This window comes from Pedococcus sp. KACC 23699 (assembly GCF_045348425.1).
Taxonomy (GTDB): domain Bacteria; phylum Actinomycetota; class Actinomycetes; order Actinomycetales; family Dermatophilaceae; genus Pedococcus.
In genome coordinates this window covers 3,983,340-4,001,131 of the sequence record NZ_CP157483.1, presented here as the reverse complement: position 1 = coordinate 4,001,131, position 17,792 = coordinate 3,983,340, and the positions used below count along the sequence as shown (strand labels likewise).

General features: G+C 70.4%; 17 protein-coding genes. 11 read left to right on the top strand and 6 right to left on the bottom strand.

Annotated features, from left to right (window positions below; translation table 11 throughout):
- Positions 1-61 precede the first annotated feature (61 nt).
- From rpsA to ABEG17_RS18805, 6 genes are all read left to right on the top strand, one after another.
- Complete coding sequence (rpsA, locus tag ABEG17_RS18830) at positions 62-1,573, top strand: 30S ribosomal protein S1 (RefSeq protein ID WP_056918934.1); 1,512 nt, start codon at positions 62-64, stop codon at positions 1,571-1,573.
- 106 nt (positions 1,574-1,679) lie between these two features.
- Positions 1,680-2,456: a DUF4184 family protein gene (locus ABEG17_RS18825; RefSeq protein WP_406831022.1), complete on the top strand. Its 777-nt coding sequence runs from the start codon at positions 1,680-1,682 to the stop codon at positions 2,454-2,456.
- A 10-nt stretch (positions 2,457-2,466) separates the two neighbouring features.
- Entirely contained in the window at positions 2,467-2,931 is a 465-nt protein-coding gene (locus ABEG17_RS18820) for a PPOX class F420-dependent oxidoreductase (RefSeq protein WP_406831021.1), read from the top strand.
- A gap of 23 nt (positions 2,932-2,954) precedes the next feature.
- Positions 2,955-4,145, top strand: a complete 1,191-nt coding sequence (gene coaE, locus ABEG17_RS18815) for a dephospho-CoA kinase (protein WP_406831020.1) — start codon at positions 2,955-2,957, stop codon at positions 4,143-4,145.
- Positions 4,138-4,515 carry a YidH family protein gene (locus tag ABEG17_RS18810; RefSeq protein WP_406831019.1) on the top strand — a complete coding sequence of 126 codons (378 nt, stop codon included), beginning with the start codon at positions 4,138-4,140 and terminating at the stop codon, positions 4,513-4,515. The genes coaE and ABEG17_RS18810 overlap by 8 nt, the downstream gene beginning before the upstream one ends.
- Positions 4,512-4,832, top strand: a complete 321-nt coding sequence (locus ABEG17_RS18805; RefSeq protein WP_406831018.1) for a DUF202 domain-containing protein — start codon at positions 4,512-4,514, stop codon at positions 4,830-4,832. The genes ABEG17_RS18810 and ABEG17_RS18805 overlap by 4 nt, the downstream gene beginning before the upstream one ends.
- On the opposite strand, the gene ABEG17_RS18800 is transcribed toward ABEG17_RS18805, so the two are convergent.
- Complete coding sequence (locus ABEG17_RS18800) at positions 4,825-6,123, bottom strand: MFS transporter (RefSeq protein WP_406831017.1); 1,299 nt, start codon at positions 6,121-6,123, stop codon at positions 4,825-4,827. The two genes, ABEG17_RS18805 and ABEG17_RS18800, sit on opposite strands and share 8 nt — an antisense overlap.
- A gap of 33 nt (positions 6,124-6,156) precedes the next feature.
- Positions 6,157-7,410 (bottom strand): MFS transporter, encoded by a 1,254-nt coding sequence (locus ABEG17_RS18795; protein WP_406831016.1) that lies wholly within the window; start codon positions 7,408-7,410, stop codon positions 6,157-6,159.
- A gap of 136 nt (positions 7,411-7,546) precedes the next feature.
- On the opposite strand from ABEG17_RS18795, the gene uvrB reads away from it, so the two are divergent.
- Together uvrB and ABEG17_RS18785 are read left to right on the top strand one after the other, a co-directional pair.
- A complete protein-coding gene (gene uvrB, locus ABEG17_RS18790; RefSeq protein ID WP_406831015.1) occupies positions 7,547-9,655 on the top strand; it encodes an excinuclease ABC subunit UvrB in 2,109 nt (702 codons plus the stop codon).
- Positions 9,656-10,092: 437 nt separating this feature from the next.
- A complete protein-coding gene (locus tag ABEG17_RS18785) occupies positions 10,093-11,097 on the top strand; it encodes a TerC family protein (RefSeq protein WP_406833237.1) in 1,005 nt (334 codons plus the stop codon).
- A gap of 72 nt (positions 11,098-11,169) precedes the next feature.
- On the opposite strand, the gene ABEG17_RS18780 is transcribed toward ABEG17_RS18785, so the two are convergent.
- Both ABEG17_RS18780 and ABEG17_RS18775 read right to left on the bottom strand, forming a co-directional pair.
- A complete protein-coding gene (locus ABEG17_RS18780) occupies positions 11,170-12,039 on the bottom strand; it encodes an EamA family transporter (protein WP_406831014.1) in 870 nt (289 codons plus the stop codon).
- A 44-nt stretch (positions 12,040-12,083) separates the two neighbouring features.
- The gene (locus ABEG17_RS18775) at positions 12,084-12,746 is read right to left on the bottom strand and encodes an MBL fold metallo-hydrolase (RefSeq protein WP_406831013.1); all 663 of its coding nucleotides are present in this window, start codon (positions 12,744-12,746) and stop codon (positions 12,084-12,086) included.
- A gap of 175 nt (positions 12,747-12,921) precedes the next feature.
- Here ABEG17_RS18775 and ABEG17_RS18770 point away from each other — a divergent pair, with 175 nt between their 5' ends.
- From ABEG17_RS18770 to ABEG17_RS18760, 3 genes are all read left to right on the top strand, one after another.
- Positions 12,922-13,587 carry a sensor histidine kinase gene (locus tag ABEG17_RS18770; RefSeq protein WP_406831012.1) on the top strand — a complete coding sequence of 222 codons (666 nt, stop codon included), beginning with the start codon at positions 12,922-12,924 and terminating at the stop codon, positions 13,585-13,587.
- On the top strand, positions 13,584-14,234 hold the full coding sequence (locus ABEG17_RS18765; protein ID WP_406831011.1) for a response regulator: 651 nt from the start codon (positions 13,584-13,586) through the stop codon (positions 14,232-14,234). The genes ABEG17_RS18770 and ABEG17_RS18765 overlap by 4 nt, the downstream gene beginning before the upstream one ends.
- Positions 14,235-14,415: 181 nt before the next feature.
- Positions 14,416-15,090 carry a response regulator gene (locus ABEG17_RS18760; protein WP_406831010.1) on the top strand — a complete coding sequence of 225 codons (675 nt, stop codon included), beginning with the start codon at positions 14,416-14,418 and terminating at the stop codon, positions 15,088-15,090.
- A gap of 59 nt (positions 15,091-15,149) precedes the next feature.
- Here ABEG17_RS18760 and ABEG17_RS18755 read toward each other — a convergent pair whose 3' ends face one another.
- Together ABEG17_RS18755 and ABEG17_RS18750 are read right to left on the bottom strand one after the other, a co-directional pair.
- Positions 15,150-15,845, bottom strand: a complete 696-nt coding sequence (locus tag ABEG17_RS18755) for a maleylpyruvate isomerase family mycothiol-dependent enzyme (RefSeq protein WP_406831009.1) — start codon at positions 15,843-15,845, stop codon at positions 15,150-15,152.
- 10 nt (positions 15,846-15,855) lie between these two features.
- Positions 15,856-17,745, bottom strand: a complete 1,890-nt coding sequence (locus ABEG17_RS18750) for a glycoside hydrolase family 15 protein (protein ID WP_406831008.1) — start codon at positions 17,743-17,745, stop codon at positions 15,856-15,858.
- Between the last annotated feature and the right edge of the window lie 47 nt (positions 17,746-17,792).

Below are 17,792 nucleotides of genomic sequence, written 5' to 3'. Positions count from 1 at the left end.
CGATGAGCGTGAGCACAACATCCATCTTCTATTCACTGTCCACCAACGGAGTTCCTACTACATGACTGCCAGCACGGTCGAGAAGACCGCCCCTCAGGTTGCCATCAACGACATCGGCACCGAGGAAGAACTGCTTGCCGCGATCGACGCGACGATCAAGGATTTCAACGACGGCGACATCGTCGAGGGCATCATCGTCAAGGTCGACCGGGACGAGGTCCTGCTCGACATCGGTTACAAGACCGAGGGTGTCATCCCCTCCCGCGAGCTCTCCATCAAGCACGACGTCGACCCCTCTGAGGTCGTCAAGGTCGGCGACGAGGTCGAGGCCCTGGTCCTCCAGAAGGAGGACAAGGAAGGTCGTCTGATCCTGTCCAAGAAGCGTGCGCAGTACGAGCGCGCCTGGGGCACGATCGAGAAGATCAAGGAAGAGGACGGCGTCGTCACCGGCACCGTCATCGAGGTCGTCAAGGGTGGACTCATCCTCGACATCGGCCTGCGTGGCTTCCTCCCCGCGTCCCTCGTCGAGATGCGTCGCGTCCGCGACCTCCAGCCCTACGTGGGCAAGGAGATCGAGGCCAAGATCATCGAGCTCGACAAGAACCGCAACAACGTGGTCCTGTCGCGCCGCGCGTGGCTCGAGCAGACCCAGTCCGAGGTGCGCACCACGTTCCTCAAGGAGCTCCAGAAGGGGCAGGTCCGCTCCGGCGTCGTCTCCTCGATCGTCAACTTCGGTGCGTTCGTGGACCTCGGCGGCGTCGACGGTCTCGTCCACGTGTCCGAGCTGTCCTGGAAGCACATCGACCACCCGTCCGAGGTCGTCGAGGTCGGCCAGGAGGTCACCGTCGAGGTTCTCGACGTCGACATGGACCGCGAGCGTGTCTCCCTGTCGCTCAAGGCGACGCAGGAGGACCCGTGGCAGCACTTCGCCCGGACCCACGCGATCGGTCAGGTCGTCCCGGGCAAGGTCACCAAGCTCGTCCCGTTCGGTGCGTTCGTGCGGGTCGACGACGGCATCGAGGGCCTGGTCCACATCTCCGAGCTGGCCGAGCGCCACGTGGAGCTGCCGGAGCAGGTCGTCACGGTCGGTTCCGACATCTTCGTCAAGGTCATCGACATCGACCTCGAGCGTCGCCGGATCTCGCTGAGCCTCAAGCAGGCCAACGACGACAGCGCGCCCACGGCCGAGTTCGACCCGACCCTCTACGGCATGGCCGCGGAGTACGACGAGAAGGGTGACTACAAGTACCCCGAGGGCTTCGACCCCGAGACCCAGGAATGGCTCGAGGGCTTCGACGCCCAGCGTGAGAAGTGGGAGAAGCAGTACGCCGAGGCCCACGCTCGCTGGGAGGCGCACAAGGCCCAGATCGAGGAGGCCACCAAGGCTGACGCCGAGGCGGCCGCCAACGCTGGTGCTGCGACGTCCTACTCCTCCGACTCGGGCTCGTCCTCCTCGTCGTCGTCCGACAGCGACTCGGGCAGCAGCAGCCGCCCGGCCGCTCCGGCGTCCGAGGGCACCTTGGCCTCTGACGAGGCCCTCGCCGCACTGCGCGAGAAGCTCACCGGCAACTGAGCCCACGCCCGCTGCATACCTCGGTATGCCGCGAGCACGGCTTCGAGAGGCCCGGTTCCCCTGCGGGGGAGCCGGGCCTCTCGGCGTCCCGGGTTAGGGTGCGGCCGTGCCGTTCACGCCCGCCCACGTCGCCGCCGTGCTCCCCGTGGTCGGATCCCGGGGGCGGTGGGTCGTCCCAGCCGCGTGGGTGGTCGGGTCGATGTCGCCCGACCTCGTCTACTTCACGCCCGCCGGGTGGGTGCGGCCCTTGTCCCACTCGCTGGTGGGCCTCCTGACCCTGGACCCCGCGCTGGGGGTCCTGGTGCTCGCCGCGTGGTGGACCCTGCTCGGTCCGGCCGCCCGGGACCTGCTGCCACGGCCCTGGCGGGCACGGACACCGGTGCCGCGCGCGCCGTCCCGGGAACGGTGGGTGTGGGTCCTGGTGGGCCTGCTCGGGGGATCGGTGACGCACGTCGCGTGGGACGCGTTCACCCACCAGGACGGTGCCGTCGTGACCAGGGTGCCGGCGCTTGGCGACCCCCTGCTCGGTGGGCTGCCCGCCTACGCCGTCCTGCAGCTGCTGTCCGGAGTGGTGGGGCTGCTCGTCGTCGGCTGGTGGTGTCGCCGGGCCCTGCGCTGGTCGGAGCCGCTGCAGGCCGAGGACGACGCTGGAGCGGGCGTCCTCCGTGACCACGAGCGCTGCGCGGCGCGCACGATGGTCGTGGCGTTGCCGCTGGGGTTCGGGGCGGGGCTGTCGGCGTTGGGGTATGCGGTCGGGTTGCCGCTGCTCAGCAGCCTGTTCATCGGCCTCACCCGTGCCGTCGGCATCTGCACGGTGGTGGCGCTGATCGCTGCCGCGGGGTGGCGCGAGCTGCGCCGACGCCGCACCGCCGGGTCCGTGTGAGGATGGGGCCATGGCAAGGAGCATCGCGACGAACACCGAGGTCGACCTCGAGGGACTGCTGGACTTCGTCCGGCCCCGCCACCAGATGGTCGTCATCACCACCCGGGCCGACGGTCGACCGCAGGCGTCACCGGTGACCGGGGGTGTGGATCAGGAGGGTCGCATCGTCATCTCGTCCTACCCGGAGCGGGCCAAGACCACCAACGCCCGGAAGCGTCCCCAGGTCAGCGTCATGGTCCTGTCGGACGACTTCGGCGGCGCGTGGGTCCAGGTGGACGGTGACTGCGAGGTCATCGACGCACCCGAGTCGGTCGAGCCCCTCGTGGACTACTTCCGCTGCATCTCGGGCGAGCACCCCGACTGGGACGAGTACCGCCAGGCGATGCTCGACCAGGGCAAGTCGATCCTGCGGCTCACGCCGACCCGGTGGTCGCCCATCGCCACCGGCGGCTTTCCCGCCCGCCTCGCAGACTGAGGCGGAGGGACTAAGGTCGGACCATGTTGCGCGTCGGCCTAACGGGCGGTATCGGTTCCGGGAAATCGACTGTGGCCCAACGCTTTTCGACGCTCGGCGCGGCTGTCATCGATGCCGACGTGCTCGCCCGTGAGGTGGTCGCGCCCGGATCGCCCGGGTTGGCTGCGGTGGTCGAGCGCTTCGGCGACGAGGTGCTCGAGGACGACGGTGCACTGAACCGCGCCGCCCTCGGGGCCATCGTGTTCGCCGACGCACAGGCCCGCCGCGACCTCGAGCAGATCACGCACCCCCTCATCGCCGCTCGGACGGCCGAGCTCGTGCAGGCTGCGGGCGAGGTGTCGATCGTGGTGCACGACGTCCCCCTCCTGGTCGAGAAGGACATGGGTTCCGGCTACCACCTGGTGGTCGTGGTGGACGCAGGACAGGAGGCGAGGCTCAAACGGCTCGCGACGACCCGTGGCATGACCGAGGCGGAGGCGCGCAGCCGGATGGCGGCCCAGGCGAGCGACGAGCAGCGTCGGGCCGCTGCCGACGTCTGGCTCGACAACGACGGGTCGCGGGACGACCTGGTGGTGGCGGTCGACCGCCTGTGGACCGACCGTCTCGTCCCCTTCGAGAAGAACGTCAGGACCGGCACCCGCTCCCGGCGTCCCGACGAGCTCGTCCTGAAGGGCCCGGACCCGACCTGGCCCGCGCAGGCCGACCGGCTGCTGGCGCGGCTGCGGCGCGGGTTCGGCGACGTCCTCGTGACCGCCGACCACGTGGGCAGCACCGCCGTGCCCGGTCTCGTCGCCAAGGACGTCATCGACCTGCAGGTCGGGGTGCGATCGCTGTCGGACGTGGACGACCCGGCAGTGGTCGAGCGCCTGCGACTGGCTGGCTTCCCGGTCGTGGGCGGGGAGTGGCACGACAACGCCAAGGACGGCACGGTGTGGCCGAAGCGGTTCCTCGGCAGCGCCGACCCGGACCGGGTCGCCAACGTCCACGTCCGCGAGGTCGACAGCGAGGGATGGCGCTGGGCCCTGGTGTTCCGTGACTGGATGCGGGCGGACCCCGGCGCCCGCGCGGAGTATGCCGCCGAGAAGCAGCGCCTGGCGACGACCATCACCACCGTCCGCGAGTACGCCGACGCCAAGGAACCGTGGTTCGACTCCGTCCACGAGCGGGCGCAGGCCTGGGCCCGGTCCACCGGTTGGACGTCCCCCCATGGCTGAGGACCGTAGGCCGAGCAGCGTCTACGGCGTGGGGGAGGAGCCGGACGCCCGCTTCTCCATGGCCAACGAGCGCACCGCCCTGGCGTGGATGCGTACGGCGCTGGCCCTGGTGGGCGGTGGCGTCGCCATGGTCTCCCTCTCGAGCCTGACCAGCCTTCCGCCGTGGAGCGCCCTCATCGGCGCCGCGGCCTGCATCGGCGGTGGTGCGCTGGCGTTGCGGACGGTCGGGGCGTGGGCCCGCGTCGAACGCGCCCTGCGGCTGCGACAACCGTTGCCGTCGCCGCGAGCCCTGGGCGTGCTGGCCGGAGGGGTCGTCCTCATGGCGGCGCTGACCCTCGTCCTGTCGTTGATGGAGCTGAGCCGGCGGTGAGCCCGATCCCCCAGCGCGAGGCGCTGCAGCCCGAGCGGACCGCGCTGGCGTGGCAGCGGACCTCCGTCACCGCACTGCTCTGCTTCGTGCCACTGGTCGTCGTCGCGGTGCGGCTCGACCTCTTCGCGGTCGCGGCAGGGGGCGGGGCTGCGATGCTCGTCGCCGCCGGACTGGTCCTGTCGGTGCGGCGCCGGTTCCACCAGCTCAAGGACGACGACCGTGGCTACTCACCGCTGGTCCCGATGGCCCAGGTCGCGGCGGTCACCGTGCTCTGCGGCCTCGGCGGTGTGGCCGTCGCGCTGGCGCAGCTCAGGTGAGCTCCCGCTCCTCGCGCACGGGGACCAGGGGTAGGGCCGCGGCGGCGAACGCGGCCGCGAGGCCGAACGCGGCGGCATACCCCGCGTGCGTCGCGACCAGACCGGCGACCGGTGGCACGCATGCGGCGACGAGGAACTGCCCGGTGTTCTGCAGGCCGAGGGCCCGACCGCTCCAGAACGGCCCGGCTCGCTCGGCCACCGCCGTGAAGGCCAGCCCATTGTCGGCCACGGTGATGGTCGAGGCGACGACGAGGACGACGACCGCCACACCCCACCCGAGGTGGGCCGTGATGCCGAGGGCGGCCATGGCGCCCACCGCCGCGAACGCGACCCAGCGAAGCGGCCGCATGCGGCTGCCGACGACGTCCGAGAGCTGACCGACGCCGATCCGCCCCAGGGCTCCCGCGACCTGGGTGAGCGCCACGAGGACGCCGGCGGCGCCGGGGGACCAGCCGCGCTCGGCGACCAACCAGACGAGGGCGTAGGTCCAGACCACGAACTGGGGTACGACCAGCAGCATCGAGACGCCGTGGATCCGCGGGAGGTAGCGGTCCCGGCGGTAGGGGCTGTCGGCGGGCTGCTGCCTGCGTGGCGGACGAGGCGGGTCTAGCACCACGACGGCGACGAGCGCCACCGCGAGCGCGGCGGCCGCGGTCGGCACCCACAGGGCCGCGGTGACACCGTGGGCGTCGGCGACCACGGCCATGCTCACCGCGGCCACGCCGACGCCGACCGGCTGTGCCATCTGCCGGATCCCCATGGCCAGGCCGCGACGCTCAGGAGGGAACCACCCGACGATGACCCGGCCGCTCGCGGCGTTCGCCGAGGCGGCAGCGGCGCCCGCGAGGAAGAGCGCGGCGGCCAGGCTGGTGGTCCCCGAGGCCAGCGTGCCGACGAGAGAGGCCAGCGCGGTGCCCGCCAGGCCGACGAGGAGGACGAGGCGTTCGCCGCGTCGGTCGACGACGGCACCCCAGGCCACGAGCGTGAGCATGGTGCCCAGCACGGGGGCGGCAGCCACGAGCCCGGCCTCGGTGAGGCTCAGCCCGGATCGCGCGACCAGGGCAGGGATGAGGAACGCCGGTCCGTGCACGGCGACGGCCGAGGCCGCCTGCGCGAGCGTCGTGGCCGCGAGCATGGTCCACCGACGGAACGTCCCGACCTCGATGGCCGGTTGCGCTGCGGAACGGGTGAGGGCCACCGGCCAAGTCAACGCCGCCGGGGCGCTGGTGTGCAGCCGCGTCTCACCGAAGAGTCGTCCCACGGCGGCGACGTGGCGCGGACCCCGCACCACCGGGGCGAGTCTGCACCCCTCTGCCGCGATGGCTCAGCCGGTGGCTGAGACGGCCCCGTAGCGTTCACGGGTGCGCTGGGCCCAGGCCGTCGCCGGCTGGAGCGCGAGGGCGGCCGCCAGCACGATGGCTCCCAGGACGAGCCAGCCCGGCCAGCCCCACTCGATGCAGAGCACGGTGATCAGGGTGGGGGCCACGACGTTGGACAGGGAGAACCCGAGTCCGGCAAACCCCTGGTACTGGCCCTGCCGCTCCTGGGGTGCCAGCCCCATCTGGACGCCCCACTGCCCGCCGCTGGAGCGCATCTCACCAACCACGTGGATGGCGGCACCGACCACCAGCACGACGGCAGCGCCCACCGGTCCCAGCCAGCCCGAGGTGGCGATGACGGCGAAGGCCCCCGCGATCCACAGTGCGCCGTGCACCAGCGCGCGGGACGACTCCGCCACGCCGTCGACCCCGCGGGTCATCCGCACCTGGAAGAGCGTCACGGCGACGGTGTTGAGCACGAGCAGGGCGGCCACCATCGCCGTGGGGGCTGCGGTGTGCTCGCTGATCCACAGCGGGATGCCGACCTCCATGACGACGAAGTGCATGGCCACCACCCCCGTCAGCAGCGTCACCACGACGTAGGGCGTGTCACGCAGGACGGCGAGCCGGGGCTCGCCCAGCGCCCGTGCCGGTGTCGGGAGCAGGTGGGGCAACCTGAGGCTCACCAGTCCCGCGAGGATGCCGGTCACGCCGTCGAGGGCGAAGACGGCCAGGTAGGCCCACGGGCGGTCGATCCACAGAGCCACCCCGCCCAGGGCTGCCCCCAGCGACATCGCCAGGTTGGTCACGGCGCGCAGGTAGGCCTTGAACGCGACACCTGAGCCGCCGACCGCGATCCGGCCGATGTAGCCGCCCCGGACCGCGCCGCCACCGTTCTGCAGGGCGGTCACCGCCGCCAGCACCAGGACGAGGCCCCAGAAGCTGCGCACGACCAGGAAGAGCAGGCCGACGGCACCGAACGCCGCGGTGAGCACGGACATCACCTCACGGGGGCCGTGGGTGTCGCCGAGGTGTCCCAGCGGGACCTGGGCCAGCATGCCCACGATCGCTGCGATGGACAGGGCGAGGCCCACCTGTCCCGGCGCGAGGCCGACGACGCGGGTGAAGTACAGGGCGAAGGTGGTGAGCGTCGCGCCGGCACCGGCCCGGTTGACGAAGGTGCCCAGGGCCAGCACGCGCAGACGGGGATCCACCGGTATGCCGCGGCGCGTGAGGCGGGACGTCGCCGGGGCGGACACGGGTGGCCTCCAAGGGGTGCGTGTGGACGTGCTCGTGGCTGGTGGGCGGCGCTCACGGTAGCGCGCTGGTCGGACATGGGTGCCGGACCACGACGGCGACGCGTGCGCTGTCGGTGGCGAGGCATACGGTTGACCCATGCGTCCCACGACTGACCTGCAGCGCACGGTCGCCCCGTTCCAGGTCGTCTCCGAGTTCCAGCCGGCCGGTGACCAGCCAGCGGCGATCGCCGACCTCGCCAAGCGCGTGCGTGCCGGCGAGGAGAACACCGTCCTCCTCGGCGCCACCGGCACCGGCAAGTCCGCGACGACCGCGTGGCTGATCGAGGAGGTCCAGCGACCGACTCTGGTCATGGCTCCCAACAAGACGCTGGCGGCGCAGCTGGCCAACGAGTTCCGTGAGCTGCTGCCCAACAACGCGGTCGAGTACTTCGTCTCCTACTACGACTACTACCAGCCCGAGGCGTACATCGCGCAGACGGACACCTACATCGAGAAGGACTCCTCGATCAACGAGGAGGTCGAACGGCTGCGGCACAGCGCCACCAACTCGCTGCTGACCCGACGCGACGTCATCGTCGTGGCGTCCGTGTCGTGCATCTACGGCCTCGGCACCCCGCAGGAGTACGTCGACCGGATGGCCCGGCTCAAGGTCGGCATGGAGGTCGACCGCGACGAGCTGCTGCGACGGTTCGTCCAGATGCAGTACACGCGCAACGACCTCGCCTTCACGCGCGGCACGTTCCGCGTGCGCGGCGACACCGTCGAGATCATCCCGGTCTACGAGGAGCTCGCGGTGAGGATCGAGTTCTTCGGTGACGAGGTCGAGCGGATCTACACGCTCCACCCCGTCAGCGGCGAGATCATGCGCGAGGAGACCGAGATGTACGTCTTCCCGGCGACGCACTACGTCGCCGGACCCGAGCGCATGGAGCGCGCCATCCGCGGCATCGAGCTCGAGCTCGCCGACCAGCTGGCGACCTTCGAGAAGCAGGGCAAGCTGCTCGAGGCTCAGCGACTGCGCATGCGCACCACGTACGACATCGAGATGATGCGCCAGGTGGGCTCCTGCTCCGGGATCGAGAACTACTCGATGCACATCGACGGCCGGGCCCGCGGCACCGCCCCCAACACCCTGCTCGACTACTTCCCCGAGGACTTCCTGCTCGTCATCGACGAGTCGCACGTGACGGTCCCGCAGATCGGCGCGATGTACGAGGGCGACATGTCCCGCAAGCGGCAGCTCGTCGACCACGGCTTCCGGCTGCCGTCGGCGATGGACAACCGGCCGCTGCGCTGGGAGGAGTTCCTCGACCGGATCGGGCAGACCGTCTACCTCTCGGCGACGCCCGGGCCCTACGAGCTGGCCCAGAGCAGCGGGGTCGTCGAGCAGATCATCCGGCCGACCGGCCTGATCGACCCCGAGGTCGTCCTCAAGCCGACCAAGGGCCAGATCGACGACCTGCTGCACGAGATCGGCGAGCGCACCGCGAAGAACGAGCGGGTGCTGGTCACCACGCTGACCAAGAAGATGGCCGAGGACCTCACCGACTACCTGCTCGACAAGGGGGTGCGCGTCCGGTACCTCCACAGCGAGGTCGACACGTTGCGCCGGGTCGAGCTGCTCCGCGAGCTGCGGATGGGGGAGTACGACGTCCTCGTCGGCATCAACCTCCTGCGCGAGGGACTCGACCTGCCCGAGGTGTCGCTGGTGAGCATCCTCGACGCCGACAAGGAGGGGTTCCTGCGCTCGGCCCGGTCGCTGATCCAGACCATTGGCCGCGCCGCCCGCAACGTGTCCGGTCAGGTGCACATGTACGCCGACAAGATCACCCCGTCCATGGCGGAGGCGATCGAGGAGACGTCCCGGCGCCGCGAGAAGCAGATCGCCTACAACCTGGCGGCAGGGGTCGACCCGCAGCCGCTGCGCAAGAAGATCGCCGACATCACCGACCTGCTCAACCGTGAGGATGCCGACACCGAGGCCCTGATCGGGTCAGGACGGAGCCAGTCCAGGGGCAAGGGCGCAGGGCGAGGTGGTCGCGGCACGGTCCAGGCCGATGCCGGGGTGGCCAGCGACCGCCTGCGCGGCATGCCCGCCAACGACCTCGCGAACCTCATCCAGGAGCTGTCGACGCAGATGCACCAGGCTGCGACGGACCTGCACTTCGAGCTGGCGGCCCGGCTCCGTGACGAGATCGGCGACCTCAAGAAGGAGCTGCGGCAGATGTCGGCCGCGACGCAGTAGTCCGCCCGCGTCCGGTGGTGAGCGGTCGGCATACGGACCCGACTCGTTGCGGGGACGAGAGTCTGGGAGACTGGTCAACGGCCCGGTCCGGGGCACGCACGCTTCGGACAAAGGTCAGTTCATCGGAGGGCCGGGTGCCCCCGATGTAGCTTTGCTGTTTTGTTCATCGGAGGGCCGGGTCCCCCCGATGTAGCTTTGTTGTTTTGTTCATCGGAGGGCCGGGTCCCCCCGATGTAGCTTTGTTGTTTTGTTCATCGGAGGGGAGTATCCCCACGCGGTGTCCTCGTCATCACGGCAGCTGCCGCGTGGTCTCCCGGCCACGCACGCTGCCCGGGGAACCGGTCCACGCCACGTAGCGGGCGGGAGAGACCTCCGGCCACACCCCGTGACCGGAAGGTTCTGCTGTGACCGCACTCGTTGCCACCACGACCACAGAGATGCAGGTACCCACCTGGCTCTGGTACGCGACCATCGGCCTGATGGCCGCCGTCCTGCTCTTCGACGTCTTCATCATCGCCCGCCGCCCGCACGTGCCGACGACGAAGGAGGTCAGCCTCGCGCTGGCGCTCTACGTCGGGACGGCAGTGCTGTTCGGGCTCGGCGTCTGGTTGTTCACCCACGACCAGGCCGGCACGAAGTTCATGACGGAGTACTACGCGGGGTGGCTCACCGAGTACTCGCTGTCGGTCGACAACCTGTTCATCTTCCTGCTGATCATGGCCAGGTTCGGGGTCCCGGAGAAGCTCCAGCAGTCCGCGCTACTCATCGGCATCATCATCGCCATCATCCTGCGCGGCATCTTCATCGCCGTCGGCGCGGCGGCGATCAACAACTTCTCCTGGGTGTTCTACGTCTTCGGCGCCTTCCTCATCTACACCGCCGTCAAGCTCGCCAAGGAGGGCGAGGGTGACGACGACGAGTACGAGGAGAACCGGTTCATGCGGTGGGTGGAGAACCGCTTCCCCGCGACCAAGGAGTACGACGGCGCCAAGCTGTTCACCAAGGTCGACGGCAAGAAGCTCGCCACCCCGATGTTCATCGTCATCATGGCGCTCGGCACCACCGACCTGCTGTTCGCGCTCGACTCGATCCCGGCGATCTACGGCCTCACCAAGGAGCCGTACCTCGTCCTCACGGCGAACCTGTTCGCGCTGATGGGCCTGCGCCAGCTCTACTTCCTCATCGGCGGCCTCCTCAAGAAGCTCGTCTACCTCAGCATCGGCCTCGCTGTCCTGCTCGCCTTCATCGGCGTGAAGCTCGTCCTGCACGCCATGCACGAGAACGAGCTGCCGTTCGTCAACGGCGGCCAGCACATCGAGTGGGCCCCCGACATCCCGATCTCGGTCAGCCTCGGCGCGATCGTCCTCATCCTCGGGGTGACCACGGCGGCAAGCCTGGTCAAGACCCGCAAGGACGAGCGACAGGACGCCACCACCGCCTGACCGCTGGTCCGGCACCCCTCACGTGCCCGCTGCCGAGCTGCCTCCCGCGCGCCGGCCGCGGGCACGCGCGGCTCACCCGGTGGTCGCCGGGTCCTTGCGCTGCCCCGCGCCCATCACGAGGACGCTGGCCAGCACCACCAGGGCCATGCCGAGCAGCTGCCGTCCGGTGAGCCGCTGGTCCAGCACGAGGAAGCCGGCCAGGGCCGCGGCTGCCGGCTCGAGGCTCAGCAGGATGCCGAACACGCGGGCGCTCAGGTGCCGCAGTGCGGCCAGCTCGAGCGAGTAGGGCAGCACCGAGGACAGCACGGCGATCCCCAACCCCTTGAGGACGGCCTCGCCGCTCCAGTCCGGCACGCTGCGCAGCCCCAGCGGCAGGGTCACGACCAGGGCGACCGCCATGGCCAGCGCCAGGCCGTCGAAGCTCGCGAACTCCCGCCCCGCCCGCCCGCTCGCGAGGATGTATGCCGCCCAGCAGGCGCCCGCAGCGGCGGCCAGTCCCAGCCCGGTCCACTGCACCGTGGACAGCGGCACCTCGAGGGCGCGCGAGATCAGGACCACGCCACCGGCGGCAGCGGCGACCGCGACCAGGTCGCGGGCACGGCGCGCCAGGACCGTGGCCAGGGTCAGCGGACCGAGGAACTCCACCGTCACCGCGACCCCGATGGGCAGGTGCTCGAGGGAGGCGTAGAACGCCAGGTTCATCAGGCCGAGGGCGAGCCCGAAGGCGACGACGGTGCGCCAGGCCGTGGGGGTGTGGCCTCGCAGCGACGGCCGGGCCAGCCCGCACAGGATGGCGGTGGCGAACAGCAGCCGCAGGGTCACCGACCCGGCCGCCCCGATCTCGGGCACGAGGGTGGCGGCGAGCGCCCCGCCGAACTGGACCGACACGACGGCGGTCAGGACGAGCAGCAGCGGGGAGGCGGGGGCTCGCGTCGTCGCCATGCCCGCGACTGTAGTGAGCAGTGGTCGGCCTCACCGGACGGGGCTCACCAGCCTCGGTCTCGCCACTCCTGCAGGTGCGGCCGTTCGGCACCGAGCGTCGTGTCGGCCCCGTGTCCGGGGTACACCCAGGTGTCGTCGTCGTAGACGTCGAAGACCCTGGTCGTCACGTCCTCGATGAGGGAGTCGAAGCTCTGGCCCTCGTTCTTGGTGTTGCCGACCCCGCCGGGGAACAGCGAGTCACCGGTGAACAGATGCGTGTGTCCGTCGGGGTCGTCGTAGGCCAGCGCGATCGACCCGGGGGTGTGGCCGCGAAGGTGGACCACGTCGAGGACGACGTCACCGAAGGTGATCTGGTCACCCTGCTCGACGGTGCGGTCCGGCGGCACGGGCAGGCCTGGCGCGTCCTCGGCTCCGCAGATGCTCGTCGCGCCGGTGGCCCGCAGCACCTCGGCGAGGGCTCTGTGGTGGTCCCAGTGCTGGTGGGTGGTGACGACTGCATCGAGCCGCCCTGACCCCTGGGCGACGGCCGCGAGGAGCCGGTCCGCCTCGTCCGCGGCGTCGATGAGCAGCTGCGCGCCGGTGCGGGTGCATGCCAGAAGGTAGGCATTGTTGTCCATCCTTGAGACAGACATCTTCCAGATGATGAGACGACCTAGTGTCCTTTGTTCACTTTGGTCCGGAGATTTCACACGTCCGTCGTAGGTCATGTCACGCATTCTTCGCCTAGAGGGGGCAATCGGGGGAAATCGGGGGGTTCACCTAGTTCGTATTGACTATTGCTGCTCCTCTTTTTGAGGTCATACGTTTGTCCACGTCGCGGAAGCAACGGGGGCCTTCACAGGGGGTGCGGGGTCCCGTCCGCGGGTTGGTGAGGGAAACAACATGGCTGCAACAATTCAGGAATGCCCGCGCCCGGTCGCGGGTGGAGAGATCGACACCGTCAGAGCACTGCTGCACGACCTGCGGCAACCGCTGGCCGCCATTCTGCTCCTCGCGGGGACAGAAGGTGGCGACAACGCTCGAAAGCTGGAACTGATTGCAGGCCAGGCCCGTTGGCTGGCCGATCTCGTCGAGACCGTTCTCGTCGATGCGTCCGAGGACGACCTCGAGAGCACCGACGTGACCACTCTGGTCCGTAGGACCGTCGACCGGGCCCAGGTGACTGCCTCGTGCCCGATCAAGATCGATGTCGTGGGTGCGCCGCAGGCTTGGGCGCGACCGGTGGCTCTGGGACGCGCGCTGTCGTGCGTCCTGGACAACGCCGTCCGGGCAGCGGGTGTGGAGGGTCACGTCACCGTGGCCGTCCACGCCGACGGCGCCGGCGTCCACGTGACCGTGCGAGACGACGGGCCCGGCCTCGGGCGCATCGCCTCTGTCACATCACTGGGCCTCACGACCACGCGCGCCATGGTGGCTGCTTGCAAGGGGTCCTTCCGTCTCTACACGGCCGACGAGGGCGGCGTCATCGCCGACATCTGCCTCGCTGCGCCCGTGTCCGACCGTGGGGCGCTCCAGGCGCCTCCGACCCTTCAGGTGGTTGCATCATGAGGATCGTCGTCTGCGATGACCATCTCCTCCTCCTCGAGGCCCTCGGCCTCGCTCTCGGCGCCAAGGGCCACGATGTCGTGGCCCTGGCCGGAACCCCGGACGAAGCCATCGCCGCCGTGGCGATGCACCGTCCGGACGTGTGCCTGCTCGACGTGAACTTCCCCGGCGGCAACTCGGTCGCCGCGATCCACCAGATCAGGGAGAGCTCACCGGAGACCAAGGTCGTCATGTTGTCCGCCGAGGCGGACCACGCCGTGGTGGGTCGCGCCATCGCCGAGGGAGCCTCCGGCTACGTCGGCAAGCAGAAGCCGATCGTCGAGATCATCGAGATGCTGGACCGGGCGGTCCAGGGTCAGATGGCGGTGGAGCCGGCCCTGCTGCAGCGCGCCCTGCGACCGCAGAAGACCACGGAGGACCCGCTCTGGGCCCTTCAGTTCCTGACCGACCGTGAGTGGCAGGTCATGCGCTGCATCATGGAGGGCCAGACCACCGAGGAGATGGCCGGAGCCCTGGGGGTGCAGCGCAGCACTGCGCGGACGCACGTCCAGAACCTGCTGACCAAGCTCGGGGTCCACTCCCGGCTGCAGGCGGCGGCACTGATGTCCGCCCACGGTTCTCACGACGCGTGGCCGGTGCACCTGCGCTGATGTCGCCGGAGTCGTCACGCTGAGCGGGGCGGCTCCCGGACGTGGCAGGGCCCGGGCGACGATGCAGCTGCGTCGCCGCCCGGGCCCTGCCACCGTACGGGGCTGAATCACCCTTTTGACGTAGCCCGTTCTCCAGCACAGGTCGGTGGGCTCGACAGAGCTGATGGACAAGGTTGGTGACATGCCCGCTCCTACGCGTGTTCTCGTCGTTGATGACCATGAGGTCTTCGTCGACGCACTCGCCGTCTGCCTGGGCGACTTCGACGGGGTGGTCGTCACCGGCACGGCCACGAGCCTCGAGGCCGGTATGCGCCTGCTCGACCAGGCGGCCTACGACGTGATGGTCCTCGACCTGGACCTCGGCGGTGAGGACGGTCTCCGGCTGGCCCGCGAGGCGTTGCGCATCAACCCCGCGACCGGCGTCGTGGTGGCTACGGGGATGGACGCCACCGACCGGATCGTCGAGGCGGTCCAGCTCGGCGTGCGCGGCTGGATCACCAAGACCGTCACTCCCGAGGACCTCGTCGATGCCATCAAGGGCGTGGCCAGGGGCGAGACGAGGATCCCCGCGGACCTCCTGGCTGGGGTCCTGGTCTCGTTCTCGCGCGACCAGCGTGCCCCGCTCGAGCAGGTCCAGGGCATCCGCGACCTCACGACCCGCGAGCTCGAGGTGCTCGGCTGCCTCGTCGAAGGCATGAGCCGTACCGAGATCGGTGAGCTGCTGCACGTCTCGCCCAACACGGTCCGCACCCACGTCCAGAGCATCCTGCACAAGCTCAAGGTGCACTCGGCCCTCGCTGCGGTCGCCATCGCCCGGCGTGCCGGGGTCACGGGCGAGAGCGTCCTGACCAGCTGATCCGAGTGGGCCCGAGCGGGCCCGGACGCCCGGGGTGGTCCCGAGCAGGACGCCGCGCGTCAGGCGCCGCGGGGCAGTGAGGGCAGCGAGCCCGACTCGCTGGACACCCCGTGGTCGAGCCGGCGCGCCAACCACAGCAGCAGCGCGCCGAGGCTCCCGTTCACCGTCGTCGTGCCGTCGCCGACGGTCCAGGTGTCGCCCTCCGTGGCGCGCAGCGTCATCGCCGGGGGGCGGCTCCCGAGTGCGAGCCGGTCGACGGCGTCCCCGACGAACTGCCGCAGCAGCTCGGGCTCGACGTCGTCGAAGGTGAAGCCTGCGTCCAGGTCGACGTGGTGGTAGACGACCTCGCGCAGGCGAAGGAAGGGCAGCCGCTGGGCCGCCACCTCGTACCCACCACGCATCTCGACCCGTTCGGCCGCCAGCGGACCGTCCAGGGCCTCCAGCGCGGGTGTGAGCCCCTGGGCCGTGGCCGTGAGGTCGGCCAGCTGCTCGGCTGCGTCGCGGCCTGCGCCCGCCTCGATCTCGGCGTCGCGGGACTCGCTCCCACCGGGGTACATCTCCTGGCGCTCGCCCGTCACGGCCCACGAGGCGAGGCGGCCGATGGCTTCTGCGTTGCGCGCGACGTGGGTCAGCACGTGGCCGCGCGTCCAGCCCTCGCACAGCGAGGGCGCGGAGACGTCGTCGAGCGCAGCGGCGGTCTCGAGGAGCCGCTGGGTGTGCGCGGCCAGGAGGGAGCGGTCGGTGTCTGGGGTCACGCCCAGCACGTTAGTCCGAAGGTCCACCTCCGGCAGCCCGTGGCGCCGGCTCGTCGAGGCCGCCTGCACTGATGCCCGCATCACCGGCCCCCGCGCCCTGGGTGGCCCGCCGCTCCGCGGCCGCCAGGGCGTGGGCCGCGCCGATGAAGGTGAGGTGCGAGAACGCCTGCGGGAAGTTGCCCACCATCCTGCGGTGCACCGGGTCGTACTCCTCGGAGACCAGCCCGACGTCGTTCATCAATCCGACGAGGCGGTCCATGAGGGCTCGCGCGTCCGCGAGGCGGTCGCACATCGCATACGCGCTCACGAGCCACCACGAGCACGCCAGGAAGGGATGTTCGTCCCCGGACAGGCCGTCCACGCCGGACTCGGTGCGGTAGCGCAGCAGGAAGCCGTCCCGCATGAGGTCGGTCTCCACCGCGGCCACGGTGCCGCGGACCCGGGGGTCGTCGGCGGGCAGGAAGCCGACGAGGGGGATGAGCAGGAGGGAGGCATCCACCTCGTGGGTGTCGTAGTGCTGGGTGAAGGTGCCGCGCTCGGGGTCGAATCCCTTGGTGAGGATCTCGTCGCGCACGGCGTCGCGGACCTCGCGCCACCGCTCGACCGGGCCCTCGAGCCCGTGGTCCTCGACCGTGCGGACCGCACGGTCGAAGGCCGCCCACACCATGACGCGCGAGTGGGTGAAGTGGCGCAGCGGACCGCGGATCTCCCACAGCCCGTTGTCGGGCTGGTCCCAGTGCTCGGCCAGGTTGTCGACGAGGGCCTGCTGCATGGCCCATCCCTGAGGTGACACCTCCAGCCCGGCCCGGCGCGCCTCGTCCAGCGCGATCATCACCTCGCCGAGGACGTCGGACTGCCGCTGGTCGACGGCGCCGTTCCCGATGCGCACCGGGGTGGATCCGGCGTACCCGGGCAGGTGGTCCAGGGTGCGCTCGGGAAGCCGTCGTGAGCCGTCGATCGCATACATGATCTGGAGGTCCTCCGGGTCACCGGCGACGGCGCGGATCAGCCAGTTGCGCCAGAGCCGCGCCTCGGTGAGGTACCCGGAGGAGACGAGGGCCTGGAGGGTGAGCGAGGCGTCGCGCAGCCAGCAGAACCGGTAGTCCCAGTTGCGCTCGCCACCGAAGTCCTCGGGCAGGCTCGTCGTGGGTGCGGCGACGATCCCGCCGTACCTCGAGTGCGTCATCATCCGCAGCGTGAGCAGGGACCGCACCACCTGGTCGCTGTAGGGGCCGTCGTAGCTGCAGCGGTGCGCCCACGCGTTGGAGAGCTCGATGGTCTCGCGGATGCGTGAGTCGATGTCCAGCGGTGGTGGCACCGGCTCGTGCGACGGGAACCACGTCAAGGAGAACGTGTGGGTCTCCCCGGCCGAGATGTCGAACTCGTCGACGTGGTGGCCGTCCTCGGGCTCGGGGAGCCGGGTGCCGCGCAGGACGAGCATGTCGGGACCGGCGATCGCGGTGATCACGTCGCTGTCGAGGCGGTGCCCCACGTCGTGCGACACCCACGGGCGGACCTTGCCGTAGTCGAACCGGACGGTCCACTCGTGGCGCAGCCGAACCGTCCCGTGGATTCCCTGGACGCTGCGGATGATGTCGGCCCGGCCGTCCCCGACCGGCATCAGGTCGAGCACCTCGACGGTGCCCGTGTCGGTCTCGTGGGTCGTCTCGAGCACGAACGAGTCCTCGACGTAGCGCCGGGTGCTGCGGGCCGGGTCGGTGGGACCGAGCAGCCACCGGCCGTGGTCGCGCGTCCCCAGCAGGGCCGCGAAGCACGCGGGGGAGTCGAACCTCGGCAGGCAGAGCCAGTCGATCGATCCTGCCCGGCTCACCAGGGCAGCGGTCTCGGTGTCGCCGAGGACGGCGTACTCCTCGATGGGGGTGGTCGGCGTCGTCGTCACGACCTCACCGTAGGCGTCCGTGACGCGGCTGTCAGTGCGGGCACCTA

Coding starts and splice junctions, on each gene's coding strand:
- rpsA (WP_056918934.1), top strand. CDS start 62: ATGACTGCCAGCACGGTCGAGAAGACCGCCCCTCAGGTTGCCATCAAC.
- ABEG17_RS18820 (WP_406831021.1), top strand. CDS start 2,467: ATGGCAAGGAGCATCGCGACGAACACCGAGGTCGACCTCGAGGGACTG.
- coaE (WP_406831020.1), top strand. CDS start 2,955: ATGTTGCGCGTCGGCCTAACGGGCGGTATCGGTTCCGGGAAATCGACT.
- ABEG17_RS18810 (WP_406831019.1), top strand. CDS start 4,138: ATGGCTGAGGACCGTAGGCCGAGCAGCGTCTACGGCGTGGGGGAGGAG.
- uvrB (WP_406831015.1), top strand. CDS start 7,547: ATGCGTCCCACGACTGACCTGCAGCGCACGGTCGCCCCGTTCCAGGTC.
- ABEG17_RS18785 (WP_406833237.1), top strand. CDS start 10,093: ATGCAGGTACCCACCTGGCTCTGGTACGCGACCATCGGCCTGATGGCC.
- ABEG17_RS18780 (WP_406831014.1), bottom strand. CDS start 12,039: ATGGCGACGACGCGAGCCCCCGCCTCCCCGCTGCTGCTCGTCCTGACC.
- ABEG17_RS18775 (WP_406831013.1), bottom strand. CDS start 12,746: ATGACCTACGACGGACGTGTGAAATCTCCGGACCAAAGTGAACAAAGG.
- ABEG17_RS18770 (WP_406831012.1), top strand. CDS start 12,922: ATGGCTGCAACAATTCAGGAATGCCCGCGCCCGGTCGCGGGTGGAGAG.
- ABEG17_RS18765 (WP_406831011.1), top strand. CDS start 13,584: ATGAGGATCGTCGTCTGCGATGACCATCTCCTCCTCCTCGAGGCCCTC.
- ABEG17_RS18760 (WP_406831010.1), top strand. CDS start 14,416: ATGCCCGCTCCTACGCGTGTTCTCGTCGTTGATGACCATGAGGTCTTC.